The organism is Mycolicibacterium litorale (assembly GCF_010731695.1).
In the GTDB taxonomy this organism is placed as follows: domain Bacteria; phylum Actinomycetota; class Actinomycetes; order Mycobacteriales; family Mycobacteriaceae; genus Mycobacterium; species Mycobacterium litorale.
This window is the reverse complement of record NZ_AP022586.1, coordinates 3,482,763-3,506,250: the sequence shown is the minus strand read 5'-3', so window position 1 is coordinate 3,506,250 and position 23,488 is coordinate 3,482,763. Positions and strand designations below refer to the sequence as shown.

The 23,488-nt window shown below is 65.5% G+C and carries 19 protein-coding genes and 2 pseudogenes; 11 read left to right on the top strand and 10 right to left on the bottom strand.

Features of this window, described 5'->3' with window-relative positions:
- Nucleotides 1-22: 22 nt before the first annotated feature.
- Complete coding sequence (locus G6N30_RS16650; protein ID WP_134054619.1) at nt 23-1,246, bottom strand: oxygenase MpaB family protein; 1,224 nt, start codon at nt 1,244-1,246, stop codon at nt 23-25.
- A gap of 311 nt (nt 1,247-1,557) precedes the next feature.
- On the opposite strand from G6N30_RS16650, the gene G6N30_RS16645 reads away from it, so the two are divergent.
- The 4 genes from G6N30_RS16645 (at nt 1,558) to G6N30_RS16630 (ending at nt 5,033) form a co-directional block, all read left to right on the top strand.
- On the top strand, nt 1,558-2,520 hold the full coding sequence (locus G6N30_RS16645; protein WP_134054617.1) for a patatin-like phospholipase family protein: 963 nt from the start codon (nt 1,558-1,560) through the stop codon (nt 2,518-2,520).
- An 81-nt stretch (nt 2,521-2,601) separates the two neighbouring features.
- Nucleotides 2,602-2,886, top strand: coding sequence for a type VII secretion target (locus G6N30_RS16640; protein WP_134054615.1), 285 nt, complete (start codon nt 2,602-2,604; stop codon nt 2,884-2,886).
- A gap of 3 nt (nt 2,887-2,889) precedes the next feature.
- Complete coding sequence (locus G6N30_RS16635; RefSeq protein WP_134054613.1) at nt 2,890-4,269, top strand: WXG100 family type VII secretion target; 1,380 nt, start codon at nt 2,890-2,892, stop codon at nt 4,267-4,269.
- On the top strand, nt 4,257-5,033 hold the full coding sequence (locus G6N30_RS16630; RefSeq protein WP_134054611.1) for a PH domain-containing protein: 777 nt from the start codon (nt 4,257-4,259) through the stop codon (nt 5,031-5,033). The genes G6N30_RS16635 and G6N30_RS16630 overlap by 13 nt, the downstream gene beginning before the upstream one ends.
- Before the next feature lie 9 nt (nt 5,034-5,042).
- On the opposite strand, the gene G6N30_RS16625 is transcribed toward G6N30_RS16630, so the two are convergent.
- Genes G6N30_RS16625 through G6N30_RS16615 form a run of 3 tightly spaced genes read right to left on the bottom strand, consistent with a single transcriptional unit; the run spans nt 5,043 to nt 7,641 of the window.
- A complete protein-coding gene (locus G6N30_RS16625; protein WP_134054609.1) occupies nt 5,043-5,939 on the bottom strand; it encodes a MetQ/NlpA family ABC transporter substrate-binding protein in 897 nt (298 codons plus the stop codon).
- Complete coding sequence (locus tag G6N30_RS16620) at nt 5,936-6,649, bottom strand: methionine ABC transporter permease (protein WP_134054607.1); 714 nt, start codon at nt 6,647-6,649, stop codon at nt 5,936-5,938. Before G6N30_RS16620 ends, G6N30_RS16625 begins: the two co-directional genes overlap by 4 nt.
- Nucleotides 6,646-7,641: a methionine ABC transporter ATP-binding protein gene (locus G6N30_RS16615; RefSeq protein ID WP_134054605.1), complete on the bottom strand. Its 996-nt coding sequence runs from the start codon at nt 7,639-7,641 to the stop codon at nt 6,646-6,648. Before G6N30_RS16615 ends, G6N30_RS16620 begins: the two co-directional genes overlap by 4 nt.
- A 158-nt stretch (nt 7,642-7,799) precedes the next feature.
- Between G6N30_RS16615 and G6N30_RS16610 the strand changes: the two genes are divergently transcribed.
- On the top strand, nt 7,800-8,717 hold the full coding sequence (locus G6N30_RS16610) for a MetQ/NlpA family ABC transporter substrate-binding protein (protein WP_134054603.1): 918 nt from the start codon (nt 7,800-7,802) through the stop codon (nt 8,715-8,717).
- Nucleotides 8,714-10,042 (top strand): annotated as a pseudogene (locus tag G6N30_RS16605) (LLM class flavin-dependent oxidoreductase). The gene G6N30_RS16610 and the pseudogene G6N30_RS16605 overlap by 4 nt, the downstream one beginning before the upstream one ends.
- On the opposite strand, the gene G6N30_RS16600 reads toward G6N30_RS16605, so the two are convergent.
- The gene (locus G6N30_RS16600; protein ID WP_179965471.1) at nt 9,999-10,265 is read right to left on the bottom strand and encodes a hypothetical protein; all 267 of its coding nucleotides are present in this window, start codon (nt 10,263-10,265) and stop codon (nt 9,999-10,001) included. The pseudogene G6N30_RS16605 and the gene G6N30_RS16600 sit on opposite strands and share 44 nt — an antisense overlap.
- A 435-nt stretch (nt 10,266-10,700) precedes the next feature.
- On the opposite strand from G6N30_RS16600, the gene G6N30_RS16595 reads away from it, so the two are divergent.
- Complete coding sequence (locus G6N30_RS16595) at nt 10,701-11,969, top strand: site-specific DNA-methyltransferase (protein ID WP_163687633.1); 1,269 nt, start codon at nt 10,701-10,703, stop codon at nt 11,967-11,969.
- Between the two features lie 17 nt (nt 11,970-11,986).
- Nucleotides 11,987-13,042 carry a phospholipase D family protein gene (locus G6N30_RS16590; protein ID WP_134054599.1) on the top strand — a complete coding sequence of 352 codons (1,056 nt, stop codon included), beginning with the start codon at nt 11,987-11,989 and terminating at the stop codon, nt 13,040-13,042.
- Between the two features lie 15 nt (nt 13,043-13,057).
- Here the strand turns inward: G6N30_RS16590 and G6N30_RS16585 are convergent, their stop codons facing one another.
- Nucleotides 13,058-14,377: a DNA adenine methylase gene (locus G6N30_RS16585; protein ID WP_163687630.1), complete on the bottom strand. Its 1,320-nt coding sequence runs from the start codon at nt 14,375-14,377 to the stop codon at nt 13,058-13,060.
- Between the two features lie 118 nt (nt 14,378-14,495).
- Here G6N30_RS16585 and G6N30_RS16580 point away from each other — a divergent pair.
- A pseudogene (locus G6N30_RS16580) lies at nt 14,496-15,907 on the top strand (DUF3427 domain-containing protein); the annotation flags it as partial.
- A 160-nt stretch (nt 15,908-16,067) separates the two neighbouring features.
- On the opposite strand, the gene G6N30_RS16575 reads toward G6N30_RS16580, so the two are convergent.
- Nucleotides 16,068-17,402 carry a reverse transcriptase family protein gene (locus G6N30_RS16575; protein ID WP_234880157.1) on the bottom strand — a complete coding sequence of 445 codons (1,335 nt, stop codon included), beginning with the start codon at nt 17,400-17,402 and terminating at the stop codon, nt 16,068-16,070.
- A complete protein-coding gene (locus G6N30_RS16570; protein WP_234880156.1) occupies nt 17,392-19,479 on the bottom strand; it encodes a hypothetical protein in 2,088 nt (695 codons plus the stop codon). Before G6N30_RS16570 ends, G6N30_RS16575 begins: the two co-directional genes overlap by 11 nt.
- Before the next feature lie 115 nt (nt 19,480-19,594).
- Between G6N30_RS16570 and G6N30_RS16565 the strand changes: the two genes are divergently transcribed.
- Nucleotides 19,595-20,356 (top strand): ribonuclease T2 family protein, encoded by a 762-nt coding sequence (locus tag G6N30_RS16565; protein WP_134054595.1) that lies wholly within the window; start codon nt 19,595-19,597, stop codon nt 20,354-20,356.
- A 7-nt stretch (nt 20,357-20,363) separates the two neighbouring features.
- Here the strand turns inward: G6N30_RS16565 and G6N30_RS27005 are convergent, their stop codons facing one another.
- Together G6N30_RS27005 and G6N30_RS27000 are read right to left on the bottom strand one after the other, a co-directional pair.
- Complete coding sequence (locus G6N30_RS27005; protein WP_179965470.1) at nt 20,364-21,077, bottom strand: hypothetical protein; 714 nt, start codon at nt 21,075-21,077, stop codon at nt 20,364-20,366.
- Complete coding sequence (locus G6N30_RS27000) at nt 20,999-21,661, bottom strand: hypothetical protein (RefSeq protein ID WP_179965469.1); 663 nt, start codon at nt 21,659-21,661, stop codon at nt 20,999-21,001. Before G6N30_RS27000 ends, G6N30_RS27005 begins: the two co-directional genes overlap by 79 nt.
- Nucleotides 21,662-21,834: 173 nt before the next feature.
- Between G6N30_RS27000 and G6N30_RS16555 the strand changes: the two genes are divergently transcribed.
- The gene (locus G6N30_RS16555; RefSeq protein ID WP_134054593.1) at nt 21,835-23,295 is read left to right on the top strand and encodes an EspA/EspE family type VII secretion system effector; all 1,461 of its coding nucleotides are present in this window, start codon (nt 21,835-21,837) and stop codon (nt 23,293-23,295) included.
- Nucleotides 23,296-23,488 lie beyond the last annotated feature (193 nt).

Sequence of the window (23,488 nt, the reverse complement as noted above, 5' to 3'; positions counted from 1 at the left end):
GGGCATAGCTGTGCGTGATGGCTCAGCGACGAAGTGGCGCAGCGGCTTCGAACGTCGCGGCCTTGCCGGCGGACTGCCATTCGAGCCAGCGCTCCCACCTCTTGAGGTTCGCGGTTTGCCACATTCGGTCGATTGCAGGGCTGAGGCGCCGGGCGATTTCGAGGGCGGCGATGAACGGGGCTCGGGCGAGGAGCAGGGCGATGCCGGGGAGCGCCGAGGGCAGGCGGTAGCGGCGTCGGTTCCAGGGCAGCATGTAGAGGCCGAGGTAGCCGGCTTGGATGCGGTAGTGGTACTCGGCTCTCAGCCGTTGGAGACCCTTGTGGGCCGACGTGGGTTCAAAAGCAGGGACGAAGGATTCGACGAGCTCGCTTCCGCTGCCGGCGCTGTCGTAGCTGCGGGCGGAGTCGGCCAGGAACAGGATGCGCCAGGCGTCGGCGACGGTTTCGGGGAAGTAGCCGTCGCAGCGGACACCGACGAGGTGGCCGCAGTAGCGATTGAAGTGCAGGACCGCGCGCATCTCGTGCGGGGAGGTGAGGTGCCCGAGGGCGAAGAGGCCGAGGGCGGGAGCGACGCTCCCGCCGAGGAGGGTGAGCAGCATGGCGGACTGGCTGATGGGCAGGCCCCAGCGTTCGCTGTTCCACTCGGGGTGGTGTTTGACGCGGTCACGGACGCTGACGTGCATGATGCGCACATGCAGAGAGATGTTGCGGGCGAGGGAGTTTGGGGTGAGCAGGGCGCCGGGGCGGCAGACTTCGATCCACCACTTCGAGGTTTCGAGGTAGCGGTGTAGCGCCCGGTCGCCGGCGTAGCCGCCGGACAGGGAGAGGGGGACGGCGAGCCAGCCCTCGGTGTAGGTGTCGTTGGTGCCGGCGTTGCCGAGGGCGCCGAGGGCGTAGGCCCAGCGGCGCCAGACGGCGGCGCCCTGCTCGAGGAGGTCGGGGTCGAGCCAGGCGGGGCGTTGTTCGAATTCGGCGAAGAGGTCACGCATCGAGTCGGGCGCTTCTTCGACGGTGTCGATGCCGTCTGTTTGGGCGCGCTCGACGAGGTCGCGGGCCTTCCGCGCCCCGAGGTCGCCGTGGTAGGTCTCGGCGACGAATCGTTCGGCGGTGGGGTCGCCTGCGGTCAGGCCGGCGATGAATTTCTGGGCGGTGGTCTCGTCGGGGAGGAGGTCGATGCCGATCTTGCGGGCCGCTCTGGTCAGCCGGGCGCGGCGGCCGGTGGGCGGGTAGCGGAAGGCGGTCGGCATTTGTCTGTCTTAGCGCATCGGTGCAGGAAATTAGCGAAGTTGGGGGTGTCAGCTGTGCCGCAGAATCGGAAGATCATGGATGAGGGTGCCGATACTGAGCCCAGCGGTTCTGCGCGCGTGTGCCGGTCGGGTAAATATCGCGACGGCGGCTACCGGCGTGGGCGGCCTGGGCGGCAGGACTTCTTCCGCGGGCGATGCGCTGCCTGGGTCGACGACGCGGGCGACTCGGCGGTCACCGAGCACGACGACGACGAGTCGGGGGAACCGCGGCGCGGGTGACCCACCGGGCCGATGCGGCCTAGCCTCGAAAGATGAACCGTGCGGATCTGGTGTGCGAAGGCGGCGGTGTCCGCGGTATCGGTCTGGTCGGAGCCGTGCATGCGCTCGCCGCCGCGGGATACGAGTTTCCCAGGGTCGCCGGTTCGAGCGCGGGCGCGGTGGTGGCCTCGTTGATCGCCGGATTGCAGGCCGCCGGGGAGCCGCTGTCGCGTCTGGACGAACTCGCCCGAGAGATCGACTACTCGAAGTTCGCCGACCCGACCCTGCTCACGCGGATACCGGTGGTGGGTCCGGCGCTCTCGCTCGCCGCGAAGAACGGGCTGTACCGAGGCGAGTACCTGGAGAACCTGCTGACGGAGCTGCTCGGCGGGCTGGGGGTCCGCACGTTCGGCGATCTGCGCACCGGCGAAGACCCGCAGCGCAATGCGTGGTCGCTGGTGGTCACCGCGAGTGATCTCTCCCGGCGCCGGTTGGTCCGCATCCCGTGGGATCTGCCCAACTACGGTGTGGACCCCGACGAGTTCCCGGTCGCGCGGGCGGTTCGCGCCTCGTCGGCGGTGCCGTTCGCGTTCGAACCGGTCGAGGTGAGCGGGGCGACGTGGGTCGACGGCGGGCTGCTGTCGAACTTCCCGGTCCAGTTGTTCGACAGCTCCGACGACCAACCGCGCTGGCCGACGTTCGGGATCCGGCTGTCCGCACCGGTCGGGAGGGTGCCGACGCATGAGATCCGGGGTCCGTTGTCGTTGGCGTTCGGGGCGCTGGAGACGCTGATCAGCGATCAGGACGCCGCCTACATCGACGACCGGTGCACGGTGGCGCGGACGATCTTCGTCCCCACCGACTCCGTCGGCACCCTTGATTTCAACATCAGCGCCGAGGAGCGCGACGCGCTCTACCAGCGGGGGTTGCGTGCCGCCGAGGAGTTCCTGCGGACGTGGGACTATCCGGCGTATCTGCACTCGTGTCGCGGCGGGCCTGCGCCGACGGAGGTGTGACTCGCGGAAAATTAGCGGAGTCGGAGGTGCCTGCGATACCGCAGAATCGAAAGGTCAAGGAAGCGGCTGCAGGAGGCGGCGATGCTGGTAGACCCGGAAGTACTGCGTGCATTTGCCCATCAGGTGGATATCGCAGCGGCGGATATCGATGAAGCGGACGTGGGCGGCAAGACGTCGTCCGCAGGCGACGCACTGCCTGGCTCGACGACGCAGTGGGCGGTGTGGACGGTGGGGGAACACTTCAGTCGGATGGCAACACAGCTGGCGGACAACGTGACGAAGATGGGTCAGGCAGTACGCGGCGCGGGTGACACATTCGAGGTGGCAGACGGCGCGCTCGCAGGACAGTTCGACGGGCTGTTCTGAACGATGTTGCCGTCACGGACAACGCTGGAAAGCTGGAACCCCGACGCGCTGGCCGCGTCGGCGGGTGCAGTCGGCGCGGCGGCGGACACTGTGGCCGCCGTGGTCAAGGGCGTCGACACCGCGTGCGGTCGGATGCCCGAAACGCGGGCATGGGAGGGTCGCTCCCATGACGCCGCAAGCGCGATGTTCGGGCGGGCGAACGCCGACGCCACCGAGTTCTCGGAGTACGCGCACGCGGTCGCGACCGCGCTGCGCAACGGCGCCGACGCGATCGGTGCGGCGCGGGCGGCGCTGCTGGCCAGGGCCGACCAGGTGGATGCCGGGCCGCTGAGCGTGACCGATCAGTGGGTGGTGCTCATCGATCCGGTGCGAATGTCGGCGGAGGACTTCGCCGAGATGGTCAAGCTTGCGGCCGCGGAACAGAGTGCGATCAACGGCTTGCTGACCGCGGTGGGCGATGCGGACGAAGGGATGGCCAGCGCGGTGTCCGAGGCTGGCGGGCGTTTCGGGTTCGTCGCAGTTAGCCCGTCGAATGAAGCGTTCGCGATACCGCTTGCGCCGCAGAAGCCCCAGGATCAGGTGCCGGATCCACGGAATCCAGTCGGCATGCTCCAGCAGGAGGCCTTGCGTGAGGGCGACATGTCGATCACCGTCCGGGAGGTCGTCGAGTCGGAGAGTGCGTACGGCGAGGAGGTGACGACGGTGTTCATGCAGGACGGCAGTAGGCAGGAGATCACGCGGAAGGACCCGTTCGATTGGCCGGACCGGCAGGAGTTCATCACCGTCGAGCAGTTCGACAAGACGGGTGAGGAGGTCTCGCGGTCGAGTTCGTGGCACGACCTCGGAAGCGATTGCGACTACACCTCGGTCACGTGGCCCGACGGGTCGAACTTCACGATGTCGATGGACCCGACGGGATACCGCAATGCCGGGTTCACCACCGCCGGCGGTCGGCATCAGGCGGTGCCGGTGGAGCTGATCGACAAGATGTCCCTGGGCGCGGGAGCGGTGCTGTCCGGCCTGGAGAAGCATGTGGACCATGGCCGCGGGCTTCCCATGCTCACCGCGCGGTCCGTCGATGACATCGGCAAGGCGGCGAAGTTCGGTGGGCCTGCGCTGGGTCTGGCGACCACCGTGTTCGACATGGTGATGGCCGAGTCGGGCCGGGATGCGTGCATCGCGGCGTTCGGCGGTATCGGTGGAGCAGGGGGCGGTTGGGCGGGTGCTGAGGCGGGCGCAGCCGCGGGCGCGGCCGTAGGTGCGGTGACCGGCCCGCTTGCAGTTGGCGCCGTTCCGCTGTTCGCGTTCGGCGGATCCTTGCTCGGGGGTTGGAAAGGGGCCGACCTGGGTGAGGCGGTGGGGAACGTCTTGTGCCCGTACTGAACCTGCCCGAGCCCGATGCGTGGCAGCGTGCGCGCACGAGGTACCGCTGGCTGTTTGCGTTCGGCTTCCTCCTCATCGGCTTCGGATTGGAGTACGCCGTATCGGCGGCCGTCCGTGGCAGCTACCCGACGGCGGTGTTCTTCCTTCTGCTCGCCGCCAGCCCACTGCCCGTGGCCGTCGGAATAGCGCGCGCTTCCTACGGTTTCGTGCCATATCGCGTGCGGCACGACTCATCAGGAACCACTGTGCTGCCGGACCGCTGGATGGCCGTCTTCGGGTTCGTCTCGCTGCTGACCTTCATTGCGACAGCTGTGCTGTACAACGTCCTGTACTTCACCGGGGTGCTGGACATGTCCACGTCGAGTCTTCCGCGACGAGCCTCGCCGTACGCCTTCGCCGTCGTCGTCATACTGGTCGTCGGGCGGCTGATCAAGGGCTGGCGGCGCAGGAACGGCTGGGGGTACGTCCGATTGACCCCCGCGGGTGTCGAGAACACCGATGTGATCCGCACCAAGTTTTACGCGTGGGACGACATCGACGATGTCCTGGACACACCAGAGAAGAAGCGAACCCGAAAGGCGATCGTGCTGGCGCTGAACGACGGCAGTGAGGTGATTATCGAGGGCGCCGACCTCTACGTTCCCCGCGGAGTGGGTTTGTACTGGATGGTGCGGCACTACTGGCGTCATCCGGAGGATCGCGCCGAGCTCACGGACGGACGAGCGCACGAACGACTCATCGAGGAACGCTTCGGCGTCGACTGAGCATCGAGGTCACAGCGGCAGCAGGATGCCCTTCACGCTGGGATCGGTGGCCAGGAACTGCTGGACGGCCGGATCCTTGAACGTCTCGACGAGCTTCTTGATGTTGTCGGTGTCGGCCCAGCGGCTGCCGATGGTCAGCTGTCCGGCGAACTCGTCCGGAGCGGGTGGGGCGAAGATCTGTTGCTGCAGCGGGATCTTGGCCGCCAGGTAGTACTCGGTGTAGCCCACCGCCGCGTCGAGGTCGGGCAGCGAGCGGGACTGCGCGGCGAAGTCGAGCAGCGTGAACTTGAGATTCTTCGGATTCGCGACGATGTCCTTCTGCGTCGCCGTCCACTTGTCGACGGCCGGGTTGAGCGTGATCAGGCCTGCGCGTTCGAGCAGCCAGAGGCCCTGGGCCTCGTTGGCGGGATCGGAGTACAGCGAGACGTTGGCGCCGTCGGGCAGCTGGTTGACGTCGGTGTACTTGTCCGACCAGATGCCGAAGCCCCAGCGGAACACGGGTGTGGCGGCCTCCTCCTGGAAGTCGGGGTTGGCCTCGAGCACCTGCCCCAGCCACAGCTTGTGCTGATAGATCGTGCCGGCGACTTCACCGTCGCTGACCGCGCGGTTGATGGTGTTGCTGTCGGCCAGGCCGCGGAACCCGACCTTGATGCCGTGCCGGGGCGCGACCTCGCGGGAGATGTATTCGATGAGGGCCTGTTCGGCGGCGTTGCCCTCGTTCGTCGCCACGATCAGTGTCGCACCGGCAATCTCGTTCGGCGACTCCGTCTTGCCGAAGAACAGGAACCGGCCGGCGACGATCAACGCGACCACGACCACGAGACTGGCGGCGATCCAGATCCACGTGGGGCGTTTCTTGAGTTCGAAGCCGTGGTCGTCGGACTTGTCGACATCGGTGGTGGTCATGCGTTGACGGTTCCTCTCACGCGGGCATGGGGTGTGGTGAAGCGGACCAGGGCGTCACCGATCAGCTGGACCGCGGCGACGGTGACGACGAGAATGACGATGGTCGCCAGCATGACGCCCTGGTCGAAGCGCTGGTATCCGTAAGTGACTGCGACGTAGCCGATTCCACCGGCGCCGATCGTTCCGGCGATCGCGGAGTACTCGATCATCGCGATGATGTTGATGGTCAGCCCGCCTAGGATCGAGGGCACCGCCTCGGTGAGCTGGGCGGTGCGGATGATCTGCAGCCGCGACCCGCCCGAGGCGCGCGCCACCTGGACCACCGACGGCGGAACCGAGCGCAGTGAGTTCTCCACGATGCGGGTGAAGAACGCGATCCCGGCCAGGGACATCGGGACCACCGCGGCGGCGATACCGATGTTGGTGCCGGTGATGAAGCGGGTGAACGGCATGATCGCGGCCATCAGGATCAAGAACGGCAACGACCGTCCGACGCTGATGATCCAGCTCAATGTCGTGTGCAGTGCCGGGTTTTCGAACAATCCCCCCGGGGCCAGATTGTGGACGAGCGCACCCAGCGGAACGCCGACGAGCACCACGATGGTCATGACGATGCCGACCATGATGAGGGTGTCCATCAGCGCCGGGAACAGCAGGGCGGGCAGTTCGTTGATCGGGACTTTGGCGTTGGCCAGCAGCGACTGGGTCATGCCGCGCTCCGCACACGCTTCTCGCCGGTCGACAGGCCGTAGCGCGCGAGGACCTCGGTGGCCCGGTGGCCGAGGTCGGCGGCGATGCCCAGGGTGGCGGACCCGACGGTGACGCCGTGGACCTCCTGCACGGACGCGCCGAGCACCGCGATCGGGACGCCGAGATCGAGCGAGGCGCGGGCGATCCAGTCTGACGGGACGTCGGGGGAGTCGTAGACGACGTGCCAGACCTGTTGGCTGTCGGCCGGTTTCGAGGCGACGCCCTGCGGGCGCAGCTCGGCGCCGAGTGCCGACTGCGGGTCGGTGAGCAGGTCCACCAGGCGGCCGGATTCGGCGATGCTGCCGCGGTCGAGGCGCGCGACGGAGTCGGCGATCTTGAGGACGGTGTCCATCTCGTGGGTGATGAACACGATGGACAGGTCGAGGTCGTCGCGCAGTTCGCGCAGCAGGGCGACGACGGAGTCGGTGGTGGTCGGGTCGAGCCCGGCGGTGGCCTCGTCGGAGAGCAGTACCGAGGGGCGCAACGCCAGTGCCCGGGCGATGCCGACGCGCTGCTTCTGGCCGCCGGAGAGCTGGAACGGGTAGTGGTCGGCCTTGTCGGACAGGCCGACCCGGTCGAGCAGTCCGGCGACGCGCGCACGCGATTCGGCCGCGGTGACGCCGAGGTAGTCCAGCGGGAGGGCTACGTTCTGGGCCGCGGTGCGGCGTTCGAACAGGCCGGCCGACTGAAACACGGTGCCGATGCGACGGCGGGCGACACGCAGTTTCTGCGACGACAGCGTGGTCAGGTCCTCGCCGTTGACCACGACCGAACCGGACGTCGGCGCGGTGAGCAGGTTGATGCACTGGGCCAGGGTGCTCTTGCCGGCGCCGCTGGGCCCGACCACGGCGAGGATCTCGCCGGCGTCGACGCGGAAGTTGATGCGGTCGAGCACCACGGTGCGGTGCTCGCCGTGGCCGTAGACCTTGGTCAGCTCGGTCAGCTCGATCATTGTTGCCCTTCGAGGGGAGATTGTGCGCAGGCGTCATCGCCGATGCGGTCACGGTGCCAAAAGGGACTAGTGCCCAACAGCTTTGCGATCACGGTGAGTGGATCGCGGTGATCGCAACTCTGGGCGCTGCGACGTTGGTGCGTCAGAGTGCTGATCTCATGAGCATCGATGAATCGGTGTCGGCCGAGCCGGCCGACCCGCATGGTTTCACGCTGAAGAAGCGGCGCCGCTGGCCGCTGGTCCTGATCGCCGTGCTGGTGATCATCGCGGCGGCAACCTATTTCGTGGTGCAGCGCGGCGGCGGCACGACCTCGGCCAATGAGACCGCGGGCGCGACGCTCGATGTCGTCTACCTCGACTCCAATCCGGCCGAGAAGGCGATCATCGAGTACATCGCCGAGAACATCGCTCCCGACTACGACGTGAAGGTCGGTGCGGTCGGGCTGGGGGACAGCACGCAGATCAACCAGGCCATCAGCGACGGCCGCTACGCCGGGACGATCCTCCAGCACCGGCACTGGCTGCAGCAGGTGCTCGACGCGAACCCCTCGTTCAAGGAGGAGGCGGCGACGGGTCCGTTCTTCCACTGGGTGTTCGGGGTCTGGTCGGACAAGTACAAGAGCCCGCAGGACCTGCCGGATGGGGCGACGGTGTGGCTGCTGGCCGATCCGGCCAACAACGCGCAGGGCATCTGGTACCTGGCGCAGACCGGTCTGGTCACGCTGCGGCCAGATGCGGACATCACGGCGTTGACGGTCAAGGACATCGTCGCGAATCCGAAGAACCTGCAGTTCACCCTGCTCGACTTCGGGGCGCAGCCGCGCGCGCTGCGGGATCTCGACGCGATCGTCGGCTACGCGGAGTCGTTCCTGGCGGCCGGGGTGAGCGAGGACAAGCTGATCTTCGCGCCGAAGTCGCCCGACGAGTTCGCCTCGGTCCTGACGGTGGGCAGCGATTATGTGGACACCGAGAATGTGGAGAACCTCATCAAGGCGTTCAAGGATCCGCGGGTGCAGGAGTTCATCGCGACCGACCCCGAGGTGAAAAAGCTGGCGCTGCCGGGTGACCCGGCGTGACCGTGCGGCAGTTGCACCTGGGTGTCAACGTCCTGTCCGACGGAATGCACCCGGCGGCATGGTAATTCCCGGGCGCGGACCCCAGCTGGTTCACCGATCTGTCGTATTGGATCAACGTCGCGCGCATCGCCGAACGCGGCACGCTGGACGCGTTGTTCCTGGCGGACAGCCCGTCGCTGTTTCAGAAGCCTGACGAGCCGCTGGTGGCGCCGCCGCTGGCGCTCGACCCGATCGTGCTGTTGTCGGCGTTGGCGTCGGCGACGACGCATCTGGGGTTGATCGGGACGGTGTCGACGTCGTTCGAGGAGCCCTACAACGTGGCGCGACGGTTCGCCTCGCTGGACCACCTCAGCGGCGGGCGGGTGGCGTGGAACGTGGTGACGAGCAGTGATCCCTACGCGTGGAACAACTTCGGCGGAGGCGGGCAGCCGGACCGCCGCGAGCGGTACCGGCGTTCATCGATGTGGTTCGGGCGCTGTGGGATTCGTGGGATGACGACGCGGTGCTGGCGGACAAGAAGACGGGTGCGTTCAGCCGGGTGGGGGCGATCCGCACGATCGACCATCACGGCGAGTTCTTCCGTGTGGACGGGCCGTTGACGCTGCCGCGGACGCCGCAGGGGCATCCGGTGCTGTTCCAGGCGGGCGGATCTTCGGGCGGATTGGATCTGGCGGCGCGCTACGCCGACGGGGTGTTCGCCGCGCAGGCGTCGCTGCCGGATGCGTTGCGTAACGCTGCGGAGTTGCGTTCGCGGACAGTGGCATATGGGCGCCCGCGGGATGCGATACGGATCATGCCGGGGCTGTCCTTTGTGCTGGGCAGCACGGAGGAGGAGGCGCGGCGGCGCAACGACGAGCTCAACGAGCTGGCGGGCGAGCGCCGGCTGGCGCATCTGGCGGGCCAGCTGTCGGTCGATGTGAGCGAGTTGTCGTGGGACAAGCCGCTGCCGCAGTGGCTGCTTGACGGGGCGGTGACCGACACGGGGTCGCAGGGGGCGCGGGACATCATGGATGAACCTGGCGCGGCGGGAGTCGTTGACGGTGCGACAGCTGCTGGACCGGGTGATCACGTGGCACCGGTTGGTGGTCGGCGGGCCGGAGCAGATCGCGGACGCGATCGAGGAGTGGTTCGTCGCGGGTGCGGTGGACGGGTTCAACCTGATGCCGGATGTGTTCCCTTCGGGGCTGGAACTGTTCGTCGACCACGTCGTGCCGATCTTGCGAGACCGTGGGCTGTTCCGGCGGGAGTACACAACGTCGACGCTGCGGGGGCATCTGGGGCTCACGCGGGTACCGGATGGTCGGGTGGTGGCGCGGGCGGGGTGAGGGTGGTGGGGCTCGCTACCTGCTCGCCGAGCAAGATGCGGCCTGTCGGTTCCGTCCGAAGAGTCGGGCGTCGTAGATGATGTGGTGGGAAGTGCCCGCGGGCGACGAGTACGAGGTCGTCGATGAACATGCCCTCCGTCTCCAGGTCGTGCAGCACCCGGCGTTCGCCCTCGGGGGTGGTCGCGGCGTAGGCCTGGCAGGCGTAGTACGCGAGCGGGGACACCGTGGCCAGGACGGTCGAGATGAATGATCGGAGGTCAACGCGGGCGCGGCGTAGGTGGACGTAGTCGGCGGTGCGGAGGGATCGGTGGCACGGTCGGTGAAGCGATCGACGATGCGAGCTGTCGCATACCAGCCACCGCCTGTCGGGCCGCTCGTACGGCGATGCTAGGAGCAAACAGCAGGTCCTGAACAGGTGTGGGTGTTTGGCAAGCTGCGATGAGCAAGAGTGTTGCCGCATTGCGGGAACCGCAGCTAGCGACAGGGTTGAACTCCTCAGATGTCGCCAAGCTTGGACGCAGAGCTCCCGCCTCGCGGGACTCGGCCAGATCGATGGCTTGAAGTCCGGGGAGCGACGCGTTCCCGTCTTAACCGAGACTGTCGTTGGGTCACGATACTGTCGAGTCGCGCATCCGGCGGAAGACGAGAGGGTGGTTTAGTGAGCTTTCGGAAGGCACGCTCCGACCAACGCAGGCCACGCGCCCGGCAGGTAACGGGCGCCGCTCAAGCCGATGTTGAGCTCAAATGGGTTGGCAAGCCCACAGATACTACCGCTGAAGGGCGATCGCTCGACTCGTTGTCGACGGGGCGCCGGATCGAGTTATCCACGGTGCTTCAAGTTGGTGAACGCCCGGTCAATTTGTTGATTGAGGGTGATGCAGCGGTGGCGATGGACGCACTAATTCAATCTCAGTCGGCAAATGCACTCGGTCAAGTGCGGCTTTGCTATATCGATCCCCCATATAATACAGGTGAGCAATTTCGTCACTATGCGGACCGGATGGATAGTTCAACATGGCTCACAGTTTTCCGAGAACATCTCATACGTATCCGGGAGTTATTGTCTGACGACGGCAGCGTGTGGGTTCACCTCGACGACTCCGAACAGCATCGTGCGCGCTGCGTGTTAGACGAAGTGTTCGGCGCCGAGGCCTTTGTAGCCACCATAGTCTGGCAAAAGCGGACCTCGAGGGACAACCGAAAAGCGTTCAGCTCAATGCATGATTATATCCATGTGTACGCTCCAGCAGGACCTGTCGCATGGAAGCGTCTGCGTAATGGGCTGCCTGACACTGGGGCGTTCAGTAACCCTGACGACGATCCGCGCGGCCCGTGGCGATCCGTACCGATGACAGTGCAGGCCGGCCATGCTACTGCAGCCCAGTTTTATACCGTTGTTACGCCCACCGGCGCGCGGCATGATCCGCCTGCGGGGCGCTGCTGGACGTACACCCAAGACCGCCTAAACGAACTCGACGCTCAGGGTCTCGTCTACTGGCCACGCGCCGGCGCTGGCAAGCCCCGACTGAAGCGTTATGCGGCAGAGATCTCCGGTCTTGCGCCATTCACAATTTGGAGAGCGGATGAGGTTGGGTCCACGACGTCTGCGAAGAAGGCTCTGCACAAAGAGCTACCCGGCGAGCCAGCATTTGACACTCCGAAACCGCGCCAGCTACTTGAGCAGATCGTAGCAATTGCCACCGATCCCGGCGACCTCGTGTTGGACTGCTATCTTGGCTCCGGAACCACGGCGCTCGCGGCCCACCAGATGGGTCGCCGCTGGATCGGAATTGAGCAAAGTCGTCGCACTGTTGAGCGGGTCGCCCTCCCGCGCCTCCGCGTAGCTACCGACTTAGTACCGCAGGCCGGATTCACGGTTGTCGCGTGCAGCGTAAGCTCCGACGGCGTAGAAGAAGTTGGCGCCTAACAACACGGAGGGTAACCGTGCTTCACTTCCAGCGCCCTGAGCCGCTTAGCGGCAACCTGCTGGAGCACCTCTTATATGAATCTATCGGTGCACACCGCGGCGGTGGCGTCTTCGCTTGGGCTACGAGATATGGCGCAGACGCACTGGTCGCGAACGAGATATTTAGCGAGTTCGTCGGAATCAGTGAGTTTAGGTTGACGGTGGGCACCGACACCGTGACAGATACCGGAGCGGTGATGCGCTTATGCGATCTGCAGGCGAAACATCCTTATCTTCAAGTCAGCGCCTTTCTTAACCCTGGTACTGCACTGTTCCACCCAAAGCTTAGCTGGTTCGAACACACTTCCCACCTCAGCCTTATCGTTGGTTCGGGCAACTTGACAATGGGTGGGCTACTCGGCAACTGGGAAGCTTTTACCGTCAGTCACCTAACTGGTTCGGAAGCGAAGTCCGCGCTCGATTCCATTAAAACATTCCTCGATGATCGGAGCGCCGACATGGCGCCGATAACCGCCGCTAGCGTGCTGGAGCGTGTCGCGGGCAATACCGGCAATGAGCGTTCCTCGCTGAAGCCGGCCGTACCTACCGCGAATGTTCTCACGTCGACGAACGAGGTACTGGTTGCCGAAATCCCGAAATCGTCAACCCGATGGTCACAAGCCAACTTTGACGTTGAGAATTACGAACGGTTTTTCGGCGCTAAAGTCGGTTCTCCGCAGCGCCGTATCGTCCTCCGTCACGTCGATGCCGATGGGTTAATCGGCGATGTTGAGAATCGCCCCAGTGTGGAAGTGCAGAGCGATAATTACCGCTTCGAACTCGCTGCAGCGAAGGGCAGGGACTATCCGCAGACGGGTCGACCGATAGGCGTATTCCTCCGTCAGAAGTCTGGCTACTTCTTTTATACGTTGTTGCTACCCGGAGAACCGGGCTACGGAGAAGTCGACGGGCTCTTGACGGATCGCTGGTCCGGTCGCGCCGATCGGATGCGCCGTATTCGGTGTAGTAGCGTCGAACTGCGCTCTGCCTGGCCGACTTCCGCCCTTTGGCAGTTATCCAATACTGGGCTCTAACTGGCTACAGAACAATTACGGTTGCGCGATGATGAGTATCTCGGCATCGTAATCGATCTCGCTGTTGAAATGGCGCCTGTTCAGTTTGCTATGGGCAATTCGATCGGTGCCGCTGACCGTAACGTTCCCAAAGTACCCTTTAGCGAGGTCAATGAGTTGCGGCACCGTCAATAGTCGTGGCTGCGGTCGCGCCTTGGTCCCAGCTCCGGTGGGTGAATAGGATAAGACAAGCGGGGCGCCGAGGCGCTTGCAGTGCCCGAACAGCTGGGAAAATGCCGGCAAAACCTCTGAGCGGATGCTGAACGGAGACTGGTGCCGCTGCACTCTGTATAGCCCGCGGCTGGGCTCATCTGACGTACCTGGGATCACGCTGACTCCGGGATCGTCCCCTAGGGCGAGCGTCTCAAGTACGTGGTAAAAGCGGCTGTAGTGATCGCGTGTATACGGCGGGTCGGCGTAAACGACACCCACGTCGCCTTCTTGCAGTCGTGCCAACACATTTCGATAATCGCCTCGGACCGACGTACATGCGTACGGGGTGTGCGAAAGTCCTCGGTACCGCACAACCCATAGTTTGAACCCGTCTACTGCCGACATTAACCGGCTTTTGCAGATTCGGGCTGACCACCCATTCTTCAAACGACCGTCGCGATCCCGCGGCCGGATGGGCTGAGCGAAATGATTGCCAACGGTCGAGGTTACATCACTCGCTGTGCCGAGGACTGCGGCAAGGCCCGTAGTCCGGAGATCATCAGTTAGGGCACGAACAATTGCGACGATCGCATCGAGTTCGACAGCCTGGCGATAAGAAAAATATACGCCACCGTAGTAACGCAGCATGATGTGCCCGCTGCCTAGTTGCTCGACCGACTGACGGGCTCGTCGATGGACATCTTCGAAGGCTGAGCCGGATGGCCGACCGGCAATAAGCGAGCCCGTCTCCAGAAGATGTGCCAATTGACCCGTATCGGCCGCGTCGAGGGCCTGCTGTTCATAGTCAATCAAGTCCCAAATCGCCTTGGGGAGTCCACTGAGACGTTCGGACACGCCGGCCGTGATCGCTTCCAGGAGCGAATCGTCGAAGGCGGCTGGGCGGGTGAGCGCTCCGACAAGCACCTCTGAGTAGGCCTGGATATCGACAGCCATCACTGCATGACTCGTCGCCAATGCGCGGCTTACCACTCCAGACCCGGAGAACAAGTCGACTGCGACGCCGTCGGTTCTTCGTACATCTGTAACCGCAGATTCGATGTATGGAAGAAACCGGCTTTTGTTGCCCAGATAGTGAATAGGCCGCAGAGCCGCCGGCGCCTTCTCGATCGGCTGACAAGTCACGGGCCTGAGTCTAGGACAAGTTTCCGACACTCCCGATCCGGCACGGCCGGTTGCCCGATGAGACGGCAATCCGAGAGCTGTGACCGTGTAGCGCTATCGCACTTACTTAGGCGCTGTTTACGCCCGCTTCATGGCGGATCGATTCGTTGCCGCCGGCATTCCGGCGCAGGCAGTTTCGGCTGACGCTCCAGCGGTGGAGCGGCAAGACGCCCTAACTGCACTCCGGAACCGCCACATCAATATCATCTTCGCCGTCGACCTCTTCAACGAAGGCCTAGACATCCCCGAAGTCGACACGGTGCTGTTTCTCCGGCCGACCGAAAGCGCCACAGTCTTCTTGCAACAACTCGGCCGCGGCTTGCGCCTCACGAGGGGAAAGGCAGTCTTGACCGCGCTCGACTTTGTCGGCCATCAGCGCCGCGAGTTCCGGTTCGATCAACGCTTCCATGCGCTCACGGGCGCCAGTCGGAAAGAGTTAGCGCGCCAGGTCGAGCACGGGTTCCCATTCCTGCCGTCCGGCAGCCAGATCATTCTCGACGCCGTTGCCAACGCCTCGTTCTCGAGAACGTCCGCCAGCAGGTGACGCCCCGCTGGGCGGCGTTGGTATCTGAAGTGCGCGCGCACCCCAACGACAACCTCGCTAACTTCCTGGATGCATCTGGTCGCAGCTTGGAAGACGTCCTGCGGAAGGACAAATCGTGGACGTCGTTGCGTCGCACCGCCGGTAAGCTCACAACCCCTGAGGGGCCGCTGGAACAACGTCTCGTCAAACGAGTGCGGGCCCTAGCGCACCTTGACGATCAGACTCGTCGAGACGCCTACACCGCGCTCCTCAACGGGCAGCGCTTGACGAGCTCAGCCGAGCAGCGTTTCGTAGCGATGCTGTTCTACAGCCTCTTTCCCGACGGCGGGGACTTCACCGATGCGGCAGCGGGTTTGACTGCTCTCGACGGAGAACCGGTTATCGACGAGATGCGTGAGGTGATCGACATCGCCTTCGGCGCCGCTCATCGCATTGCCCGGCCATTGGTCGAGCTCGCCCCGGCCCTCGCCGACGTCCCGCTTGCGGTGCACGCGAGATACTCGAGGGAAGAAATTCTCGCCGCACTCGGGTGGACCGCAGAAGGGCGCTCACCAAGCACCATGAGGGAGGGAGTCGCGTGGTGTCCGCAGGTCAACGCCGACGCCTTCCTCATCACGCTGAAAAAGACCGACACCGACTACTCGCCGACCACGATGTACCGCGACTACGCGCTGAACCGCGATCTCTTTCACTGGGAGTCGCAGTCCACTACTTCGGCTGCGTCGCCCACCGGTCAGCGGTACCTTCAACACCGTGAACGCGGTTCACACATCTTGCTGTTCGTTCGGGAGAACAAGACGAACGCATTGGGGCCAACCCCGTACATCTTCCTCGGACCCTCCGACTACGTGTCACACGAGGGCGACCGGCCGATCGCCATCACATGGCACCTGCGTCATCCCATGCCGACGGAGGTGTACCTCGCGTCGAGGGCGGCCGTGGCGTGACGAGAGCCGGACTTCAGGCACCCCAAAGTAAGAGGCGCGGGCAAAAACGCCGAAAAAGAGAGACCGAAAGCCGCAACCTCTGTGGCCTCTCGCAGTGACCGCACACGTGCGGGATCCGCGCCAGCTTCAACCTAACCGCGCCACAGGCACATCCGCAAGATCACCGCGAATTCCGCAACGCCACCAACGACACCAGACCCATCTCCCGATAGAGCACCTCCGGCGACAACTGCCGGAACCCCCGCACCCCCGGCGTCCCCGTCGCCGCCTGCGCGATCTTCCGCGCGATCCGGTAATCCAGATCCTTCAGCGACCCCCGATCCGTCACCGTGTCGAGCAGTGCCGACAACCCGGCCACCGCGAACGGGCTGCTGACATCCAGCATCACATTCGTCGCCGCAACCAGATGGCCCGCCCGCTCCCGCGCCGTCATCCCCGACAACGTCGGCGCCGCCGCATCGATCCGCGCCGCGATCCGGGCAACGAAGCGACGCAACCGATGTGGCCCCAGCGTCACCGTCCCGACAGCCGTCACGGACATGCCCAGGCAGTCGATCCGGTCCCGGCCACGGTAGGCGGGGTCAACCTCGCACGGCCGGCCGTGTACCGACAGCGCCGTCCGCAACTCCTTGCTCAGCTTCCGCTTGACGCCCAGCTCCGCGACCAACCCGTCGATCCGCGCGTCCGCCTCGTGGATCACTGCGAGATCCCCATGGGCGACCATGAAGTCGTCGTTGTACCGGGCATAGAACACCCCGTCGGTATCGGTGATCGCCCGGTCCATCGGCACCACCGCCAGATTCCCGAGCACCGGCACCAGTGGCGTCCCCATCGCGACCCCGTTGAGCCGGGTGAACTCGGTACCGTCCTCCTCACGCACCACCGGGCGGATCAGTGCCGTAATCAAATTCCATGCACCACCGCTGATCTCACCACGCCCGTTGCCGAGCGACGCCACCTCCCGCAAGGTCTTCCACAGCGCGGCGTCCGGTCCGACCGGTAGATTGTCGCCGTACTTCTCGAAGTCGGACTGCAGCACGTACACCGGTCCGCCCCTCGGTCCGACCCGTTCGCGGTGGTCACGGATGAACGCCGCGAACGCCCGCATCGCGCCCACGTTCGTCACCCCCGGCAGATATGAGTACACGCCCGGCAGGCCGTAGCAGCGGGCGTTGTGCGACAGCAACTTGAACAACGCCGACCCCACGATGTGATCGACGAACCCCGGCATGTGCGCCGCACGGCGCTTGCCGTTGGTCTCCAGGAACCACAGATCGACCGGCTGCGGCTCGTAGCTGCCCTCGGCGATGCTCGCGGCGATGGCCCGGGACAACGCCTTTCGATCGGTGGCCGCATCGAAATACGTCACGCCATCGGCGACGTCGTGGAACCCCATACCCCGCTCGTTGCGCTTGGCGTAGATCCGCAGGATTGTCGACTCGTAGGTCGCCGGGTCGACCAAGCACTGGTCGATGTCGACCGGCTCAAGCACCATGGACCGCGACCTCCCGGTCCCACTGCCCGAGCCGCCACGCCCGCAGCGTGCGCAGCCAACGCTGGAACTGCGCCGGCTCCGGATCCGGGGGTAGCAGGAAGATCATCCGCACCTTGTTCTCGTGGAAGATCGGCGACAGCCAACGCCCGGCCACCGACACCACCAACGCGTCGTCGTCGAGGCTCTTCATCGCCGCGGGCAGGATCGCCGGCACCAGGTCGTCGTCGAGCGCACGCATGGCTTGCGCGCCCGCGCGGGTGTCCAGGGCGGCCACCACCCCGTCGGGGAAGATCTCGAAGAACTCCGGCGCGAGGCATTCCGGGCTCTGCGGCTCTTGCGGCACACCCGCAATCGGAGCGAGCCACTGGGCCGTCGTGATGCGGTCCAGCGCCGAACGTCCGTCAGGGGCCGGCTCCCGCCAGTACTGAGCACGATTGGCCGCGCCGCCGGTGGCGGTCTGCACCTCGAGGTGCGGCTCGCACGCGATGTCCCTGCGCGTGTAGAACACCAGCGTCGTCGCCGAACAGAACGCCAGACATCCGTTGTCCGTCAACGTCTTCCGTATCATATCGATCGCGGCGGCGCGCTGCCGCTCCGGAATCCACTCCGGGACGGTGATCGTCCCGGCGCGCACCGGGCCCGGTTCAGCGGCCAGCGCCCGGATCCAGTCGCCGAGCGGCAACTGGGTCGGCGGGGGCGGGATGCGGTCGCGGAGATGTTGCAGATTGATGTGCACGATCAGCAGCGTGATCATCGCCGCGGTGAGCTCGAGGAGATCCGAGGCGGGATTCACGTCGATCCACACCAGCGCGAACAACACCGCCGAGAACGCGATGGTGATGTTGAGCGCGCGGAACTGCCCCTCGGCGAACAACCGCACCTGGTAGGTGCCGATGAAGCTGCGCACGATGAACAGCGGCAGCAGCGCCAGCAGGAACGTGAACGGGATGCCGGGCAGCACGAACAGCCCCAGCACCACCGCGAGCCCCCAGAAGTGCAGGGTGACCACGGGCGTGACGATCAGCAGCCGGTGGAAGAACCGCACCCGGTACTCGCGCAGCGCCGGAACGCGCCGCAGCCGAACGAAATCGAAGTAGAAGACCGCCGTCGACTCGTAGGCGCCGCGCAGCAGCGGCAGCACCAAATAGAAGAACTGGAAGGCGTCGATGTCGCGCCACGCCTCGAACCCGGCGGTCAGGTCGAAGGACCGGGTGCTGGTGCCGTAGATGCCGGCGATCGCGAGGACGGCGATCGCGTCGAGCCGTAGACCCAGTCCGGCTACCGTGGCGTCGAATCCCTGCCGGACGGGGAACCGCGGCAGCCGATCCCGCAGCGACGCCGTCCGGGGACGCGGGGAGACGCCGTTGAGTCGGTAGAGGCGCAGCGCGAAGTGGACGGTGATCCAGATCGACAGCGCATTGGAGGCGATGATCGCGACGACCACGGCGGCAGTGGGGTAGAAGAGCGCCCCGGCGCCGATGACCACGATCTGTACGGCGGTCGGGGCGAACAGTGTCCACAGCGGCCGGTAGATCCGCCGGGTGGCGTACATGCCGGAATGCAAGACCCGCACCGGCATTCGCACCGCGAGCTCGAGGACGACCAGCAGCGCGTACAGCAGTCCGAGCGGATCGTCGGTGGAGGGCAGCAGTGACAACGCCACCGCCGCGCCGGCGACCGCCACCGCCGTCGCCACGATCAGCGACAGCACCAGCCAGCTGCTGATCTCGCGCTCAACGGCGTCGCGGTCGCGGGTCAACGAAAGTCCGCGCACGCGTTCGCGCATCACCTCGAGCAGTCCCCACCAGGCGCCGCTGACGATGAGGCTGCCGACCCGCAGGATCATCACCGTGAACGCCGCGAGCCCGCCGAGGCTGGTGAGGATGATCAGGAACTCGGCGACGTGGACGACGAACGTCGCGCCGTCGACGAGCAGCGCGTAGCGCAGGCGGTAGCGGAAGTACTCGAACATCCTGCCGGTCAGCAGGCAGCCGTACAGAGACACCGTGCGGTGCTCGCGGCGGCTGGTGCGCGCGAACCAGCGGTCGATGTCGTTCACCGCAAGGTACCCGGCCACGCCCACACGTTCGCAGCACCTTTCGTCGGCGATCAGGCAACGCCGGCGCATTGCTGTGAGACGCTGTTGCCGTGCAGCGCGCTGATGGCTGCTCTCCCTGGTGAAAGGGTGCACCATGCGGCGAGGCGACGTAGCCGTATTGTCGATTTCCGCAGCACTGGCCACGGTCGTCGTCGCCGCCGTCACCTACAGCGTCACCGCCCTCGACAAGACGCCCAACCCGTCCGCACTGGTCTCCGACGGCGCCGCCTCCAGCTGGCTGGTCCTCACCTGGGCGCCCAGCTTCTGCACCGCCGAACCGGAGAACGCGGCATGCCGGTCCGATGAGGTCACCTCGGCGGGGCAGACGCTTCTGCTACACGGGCTGTGGTCACAGCCGCGCGACCGCCAGTATTGCGATGTGCCACAACAGTTTCACGATCACGAGTCCGCGCTGCCGCCGGTGCCGTTGTCCGACCACGTCCGCGACCGGCTGGAGTCGGCCACCGTCAACACGCAGTCGCTGACGAACCACGAGTGGTACGCCCACGGCACGTGTGCGGGTGTCGCGCCGGACACCTACTTCGGCGATGCGGCGGCCCTGACCGATGAGGCACGTACCGTCCTCGATCCGGTGCTGCGCGATGCGGTCGGCGGCCGGCTGACGTTGACCGCTGTCCGCAACCGCGTCGACGAGGCGTTCGGTACGGGAGCGGGGGAGCGGGTGGCGTTCGGGTGCCGGACCGCGCCCGATGAAGGAGCGACCATCGTCGAGGTGCGGCTGTCGCTACCGCCGGTCGTCGCCCTGCGCGACGACGGTGCGCTTGCGCCGCTGGGGACGCTGCTCGGCGACGCGCCGCCGATGGCGGTGCAGTGCCGGCACGGCAGCGTGCCGTGAGGTCGGGCTACTCCTCGTCCGACTGATCACAGGATCGCCTCTTGCCGAACAGTTTCGACCCTTCCCGCGTCGTCTTCGAGAAGAAGTTGCTGACCGCCGTGTAGCCCTCGGTGGCGGCTTCGAGTGCCTGCGTCGCCGCAACGGAAGCCTTGTCGGCGGCGGCCTGGATCGCCTCCTTCGGGGTGGGCGCGTTGATCTCCGACCACTCGAGGGCTTGCGCGCGACGGGCGTGGGCGAAGCGGTCGAGGTCCTCGCGCAGCTTGGGCAGGTCTCGGGTCAGCCCCTGGACGGACCAGAAGCGGAATCCGTCGATCGCCTCGGTTCTCGCGACGGCGTCGAGCACGGTCTGCGCCCGCCGGTACAGCTCTCCGTCGGCGGCCATCTGGTGGGCGAGCAGCTCGCGGGCGTCGTCGAGCACCTTCTGAAGATGTTGTGGCTCGGTCGCTTCCACCCGGGCGATGCGCAGCCGCTGCCACTGGAACAGCGACTCCTCGGCGACGACGAGCAGGCTCAGCGTTTCGCCCAGCTGCTGGTTCTCCACCGCGTTGACGACGAACTCGGCGCGGTCCTGGATCGGTCGTGACGGGTCGAAAGTCTTGAGCGTGGCGAGGGCGTGCTGGCGCAGCTGCTCGACCGTCCGGTTCAGGCCCGGCCCGACACTCGAGATCCAATCCCAGTCGGTATCCGAGAACGACCCGTGCTTGTCGAGGTAGTTGACCATGCGCTCGATCGACAGGCGGTCGCCGAGGACATCACCCGAGCGGGTGGCCTGCGCGAGGCGCAGGACTTCCTCGACCTTGTTCTCGACGCGCTGGACGGGTCCTCGACCTCGCTGATCGCCGTCTTGAGCGCGATCTGCACGGCGAGCATCTGCGCGGACATGAGCTTGGCCGGGTTGACGTTCGTCGGCTTCCACTGCAACTGGCTGACGAACTTCTTATCTGCACCACGAGTTGTCATGCGGAAGAAGCCGTCCGTCCCGGGTATCAGCTGTCCCTTCCGCACTGCCTTGATGCTGTCGGGGTGTAGCTGCACGAACTTCGCGGATTGCCCGAGGATCGACGCCGCACTGGCGGCGAGTCCGGTCGCATTGCCCAGCGATACCTTGTCGAGCCCCACGACCTGGATGGCGTATCCGGCGTTCTCGGTGAGCCGCTGTAGGTAGGCCTCGACGGCCTCGGGGTCACCGCCGACCAGGAGCCCTTCGGGTTGCGTGGACACCACGACCTCGCCGGGGGTGGGTTCGGAGGTCGCGGGCAGGTTGCCCGCCCCGTCCGGTGGGGTGTTGAGCTCTTCGTCTGCCATCGTCGCCCTCTCGCGTGGCCCGCCAAGTCCGTGTCGCCGCCATCTGGATCCACTTCCAGTGTTAAGTTGCCGGTCCTCCCCGCCAGGCAAACATCGTCCGGGGGATGCACGATCTCCCCGCGACGCGCGTTTGGTGCATGGGGGAGGAGCTCCCAGCGCATACGCTGGATTGCGTGAGCGCGCTCGACGCCTTCCTGGTGGCATGGTCGCGGGCGCGCGACACCTTCGGAGCAGGGGTGCCGGAGACAGGGGATGCGTTCGACCAAAGCGGCCACTTGCAGGCTCTCGGAGCGACAGCCCATACGGCAGCTCCCGGCCCATACTGGTCGGGCGAGGCGGCCACCGCCTACGGCGGTAAGAACGCAGAGCACGCCCACGTGATCGCGCAGCTGGCGGGCCTCGACAAGCGGCTTGGCTTGCACATCACGGAGTCGGCGCAGGTGGTGTCAACGGGCCGGCAGAACCTTGACTCGATCAAATCCTGGGTGCTCGCCGCGGCGCAGTCTGTACCGGCCGGTCCCAGGCACGAGCCAAAGCTGGTGCCGATCGTGCAGACGGGTGTTGCCCGGATCGGCGAGGTCGTGTCGACCTCGAACAACGAGCTGAACGCCGTCGGCGCAAAGCTTCGGCAGGTCGGCAACGAGTACGCACGGCTCGGAGTAGGTGGAGGCAAAGGGGAGAAGGCGCCCGCCGAGGAGAAGAGCGAGCATGACCCGACCATTCGAACCGTCGACTTCAAGCAGACACCTTCTGGGCAGGCCGAGGATCTCGCCAACCGCCGCCAGAATCAGATCGATGCGTTCAGCGAAATCTTCGGTCGCGGTCCATCGTCAGCAACTGACTGGCAGACCGCAGCGGCCCTCGATCCGCACAGCTACGATCCCGACACCGACGGCGTACCGCCCGAAGTCAGGGTTGTGAAGATCCGTCCGGTGCCCGGTCAAGGAGTCGTTCGGGTGGGCCAATGGATCGAACAGCGGGATGTGATCAGCGGACCGTGGAAGCGAGACTTCGGGAACATCAGGCCTGCTGACCCGAACTTCGACCCTGCCAACACGAAGGTGACGACCTACATTGACTACGAGAACGGTCTCGTCGTGATGCGGCAGAACCCCTCCGTCGAACTCACTCCCGACGGCGGACCCGGGCAGGTCAAGGTCGGGATACCAGAAGCCGTGGTGCAACAGACCGATGACGGGGCGGTCCGCATCAAATACGAGGCCGCCAATCCCTTCGCTCCTGACATCGCCAAGGACCCGCCCTGGCCGATGGAGAACAACCCGTGGACCGTCAATGGTGATCTCGTCTTCACTCCCACCGCCGACGGCGTGCGTGTCGACGGGACACGGACCGACTATCCCTCCATGGAGGTGTATCAGAACTTCCCCGATGGCTCGACTCGGACGGTGCTCATCGATCCGGCGATCGCCGGTAACTCCACCGGACCGATGGTGAATCTCCCACAGCACCACGACATCGGGGCGGGCGGCAGCGCCTTTGCACCATTCGATTCTGGAGGGTGGAATCCTGATTACGATGTACCGATCCCATTGCCGTGGACTGAGTTCGGGGCCCCCGGTGATCCACCGCACGTTCCGTCGATTCCCTTGCCCCCGGGCGTGACTCCCGTTTGATCAGGCAGGTGACATGACAGCACTCACGCGACTCAACAACTTGGACTCACGGGCCTGGTCCACCGCTACGTGGTCGGCGCCGTTCGTGACCCAACTCGTTCTGGCACTCGTCATCGTGACTTCGTGGCTCCTCGGGAAGTGGCATCCCGGCACCAACGGAGCCATCCTTTTCCTCATCAGTGCCGCTGTCGTC

What these genes read in the sequence shown, in the direction of transcription:
- G6N30_RS16625 (WP_134054609.1), bottom strand. Translation starts at nt 5,939, where the DNA reads ATGACCACCACCGATGTCGACAAGTCCGACGACCACGGCTTCGAACTC.
- G6N30_RS16620 (WP_134054607.1), bottom strand. Translation starts at nt 6,649, where the DNA reads ATGACCCAGTCGCTGCTGGCCAACGCCAAAGTCCCGATCAACGAACTG.
- G6N30_RS16640 (WP_134054615.1), top strand. Translation starts at nt 2,602, where the DNA reads ATGCTGGTAGACCCGGAAGTACTGCGTGCATTTGCCCATCAGGTGGAT.
- G6N30_RS16635 (WP_134054613.1), top strand. Translation starts at nt 2,890, where the DNA reads ATGTTGCCGTCACGGACAACGCTGGAAAGCTGGAACCCCGACGCGCTG.
- G6N30_RS27005 (WP_179965470.1), bottom strand. Translation starts at nt 21,077, where the DNA reads ATGGTCAACTACCTCGACAAGCACGGGTCGTTCTCGGATACCGACTGG.
- G6N30_RS16650 (WP_134054619.1), bottom strand. Translation starts at nt 1,246, where the DNA reads ATGCCGACCGCCTTCCGCTACCCGCCCACCGGCCGCCGCGCCCGGCTG.
- G6N30_RS16565 (WP_134054595.1), top strand. Translation starts at nt 19,595, where the DNA reads ATGCGGCGAGGCGACGTAGCCGTATTGTCGATTTCCGCAGCACTGGCC.
- G6N30_RS16575 (WP_234880157.1), bottom strand. Translation starts at nt 17,402, where the DNA reads ATGGTGCTTGAGCCGGTCGACATCGACCAGTGCTTGGTCGACCCGGCG.
- G6N30_RS16615 (WP_134054605.1), bottom strand. Translation starts at nt 7,641, where the DNA reads ATGATCGAGCTGACCGAGCTGACCAAGGTCTACGGCCACGGCGAGCAC.
- G6N30_RS16645 (WP_134054617.1), top strand. Translation starts at nt 1,558, where the DNA reads ATGAACCGTGCGGATCTGGTGTGCGAAGGCGGCGGTGTCCGCGGTATC.
- G6N30_RS27000 (WP_179965469.1), bottom strand. Translation starts at nt 21,661, where the DNA reads ATGGCAGACGAAGAGCTCAACACCCCACCGGACGGGGCGGGCAACCTG.
- G6N30_RS16610 (WP_134054603.1), top strand. Translation starts at nt 7,800, where the DNA reads ATGAGCATCGATGAATCGGTGTCGGCCGAGCCGGCCGACCCGCATGGT.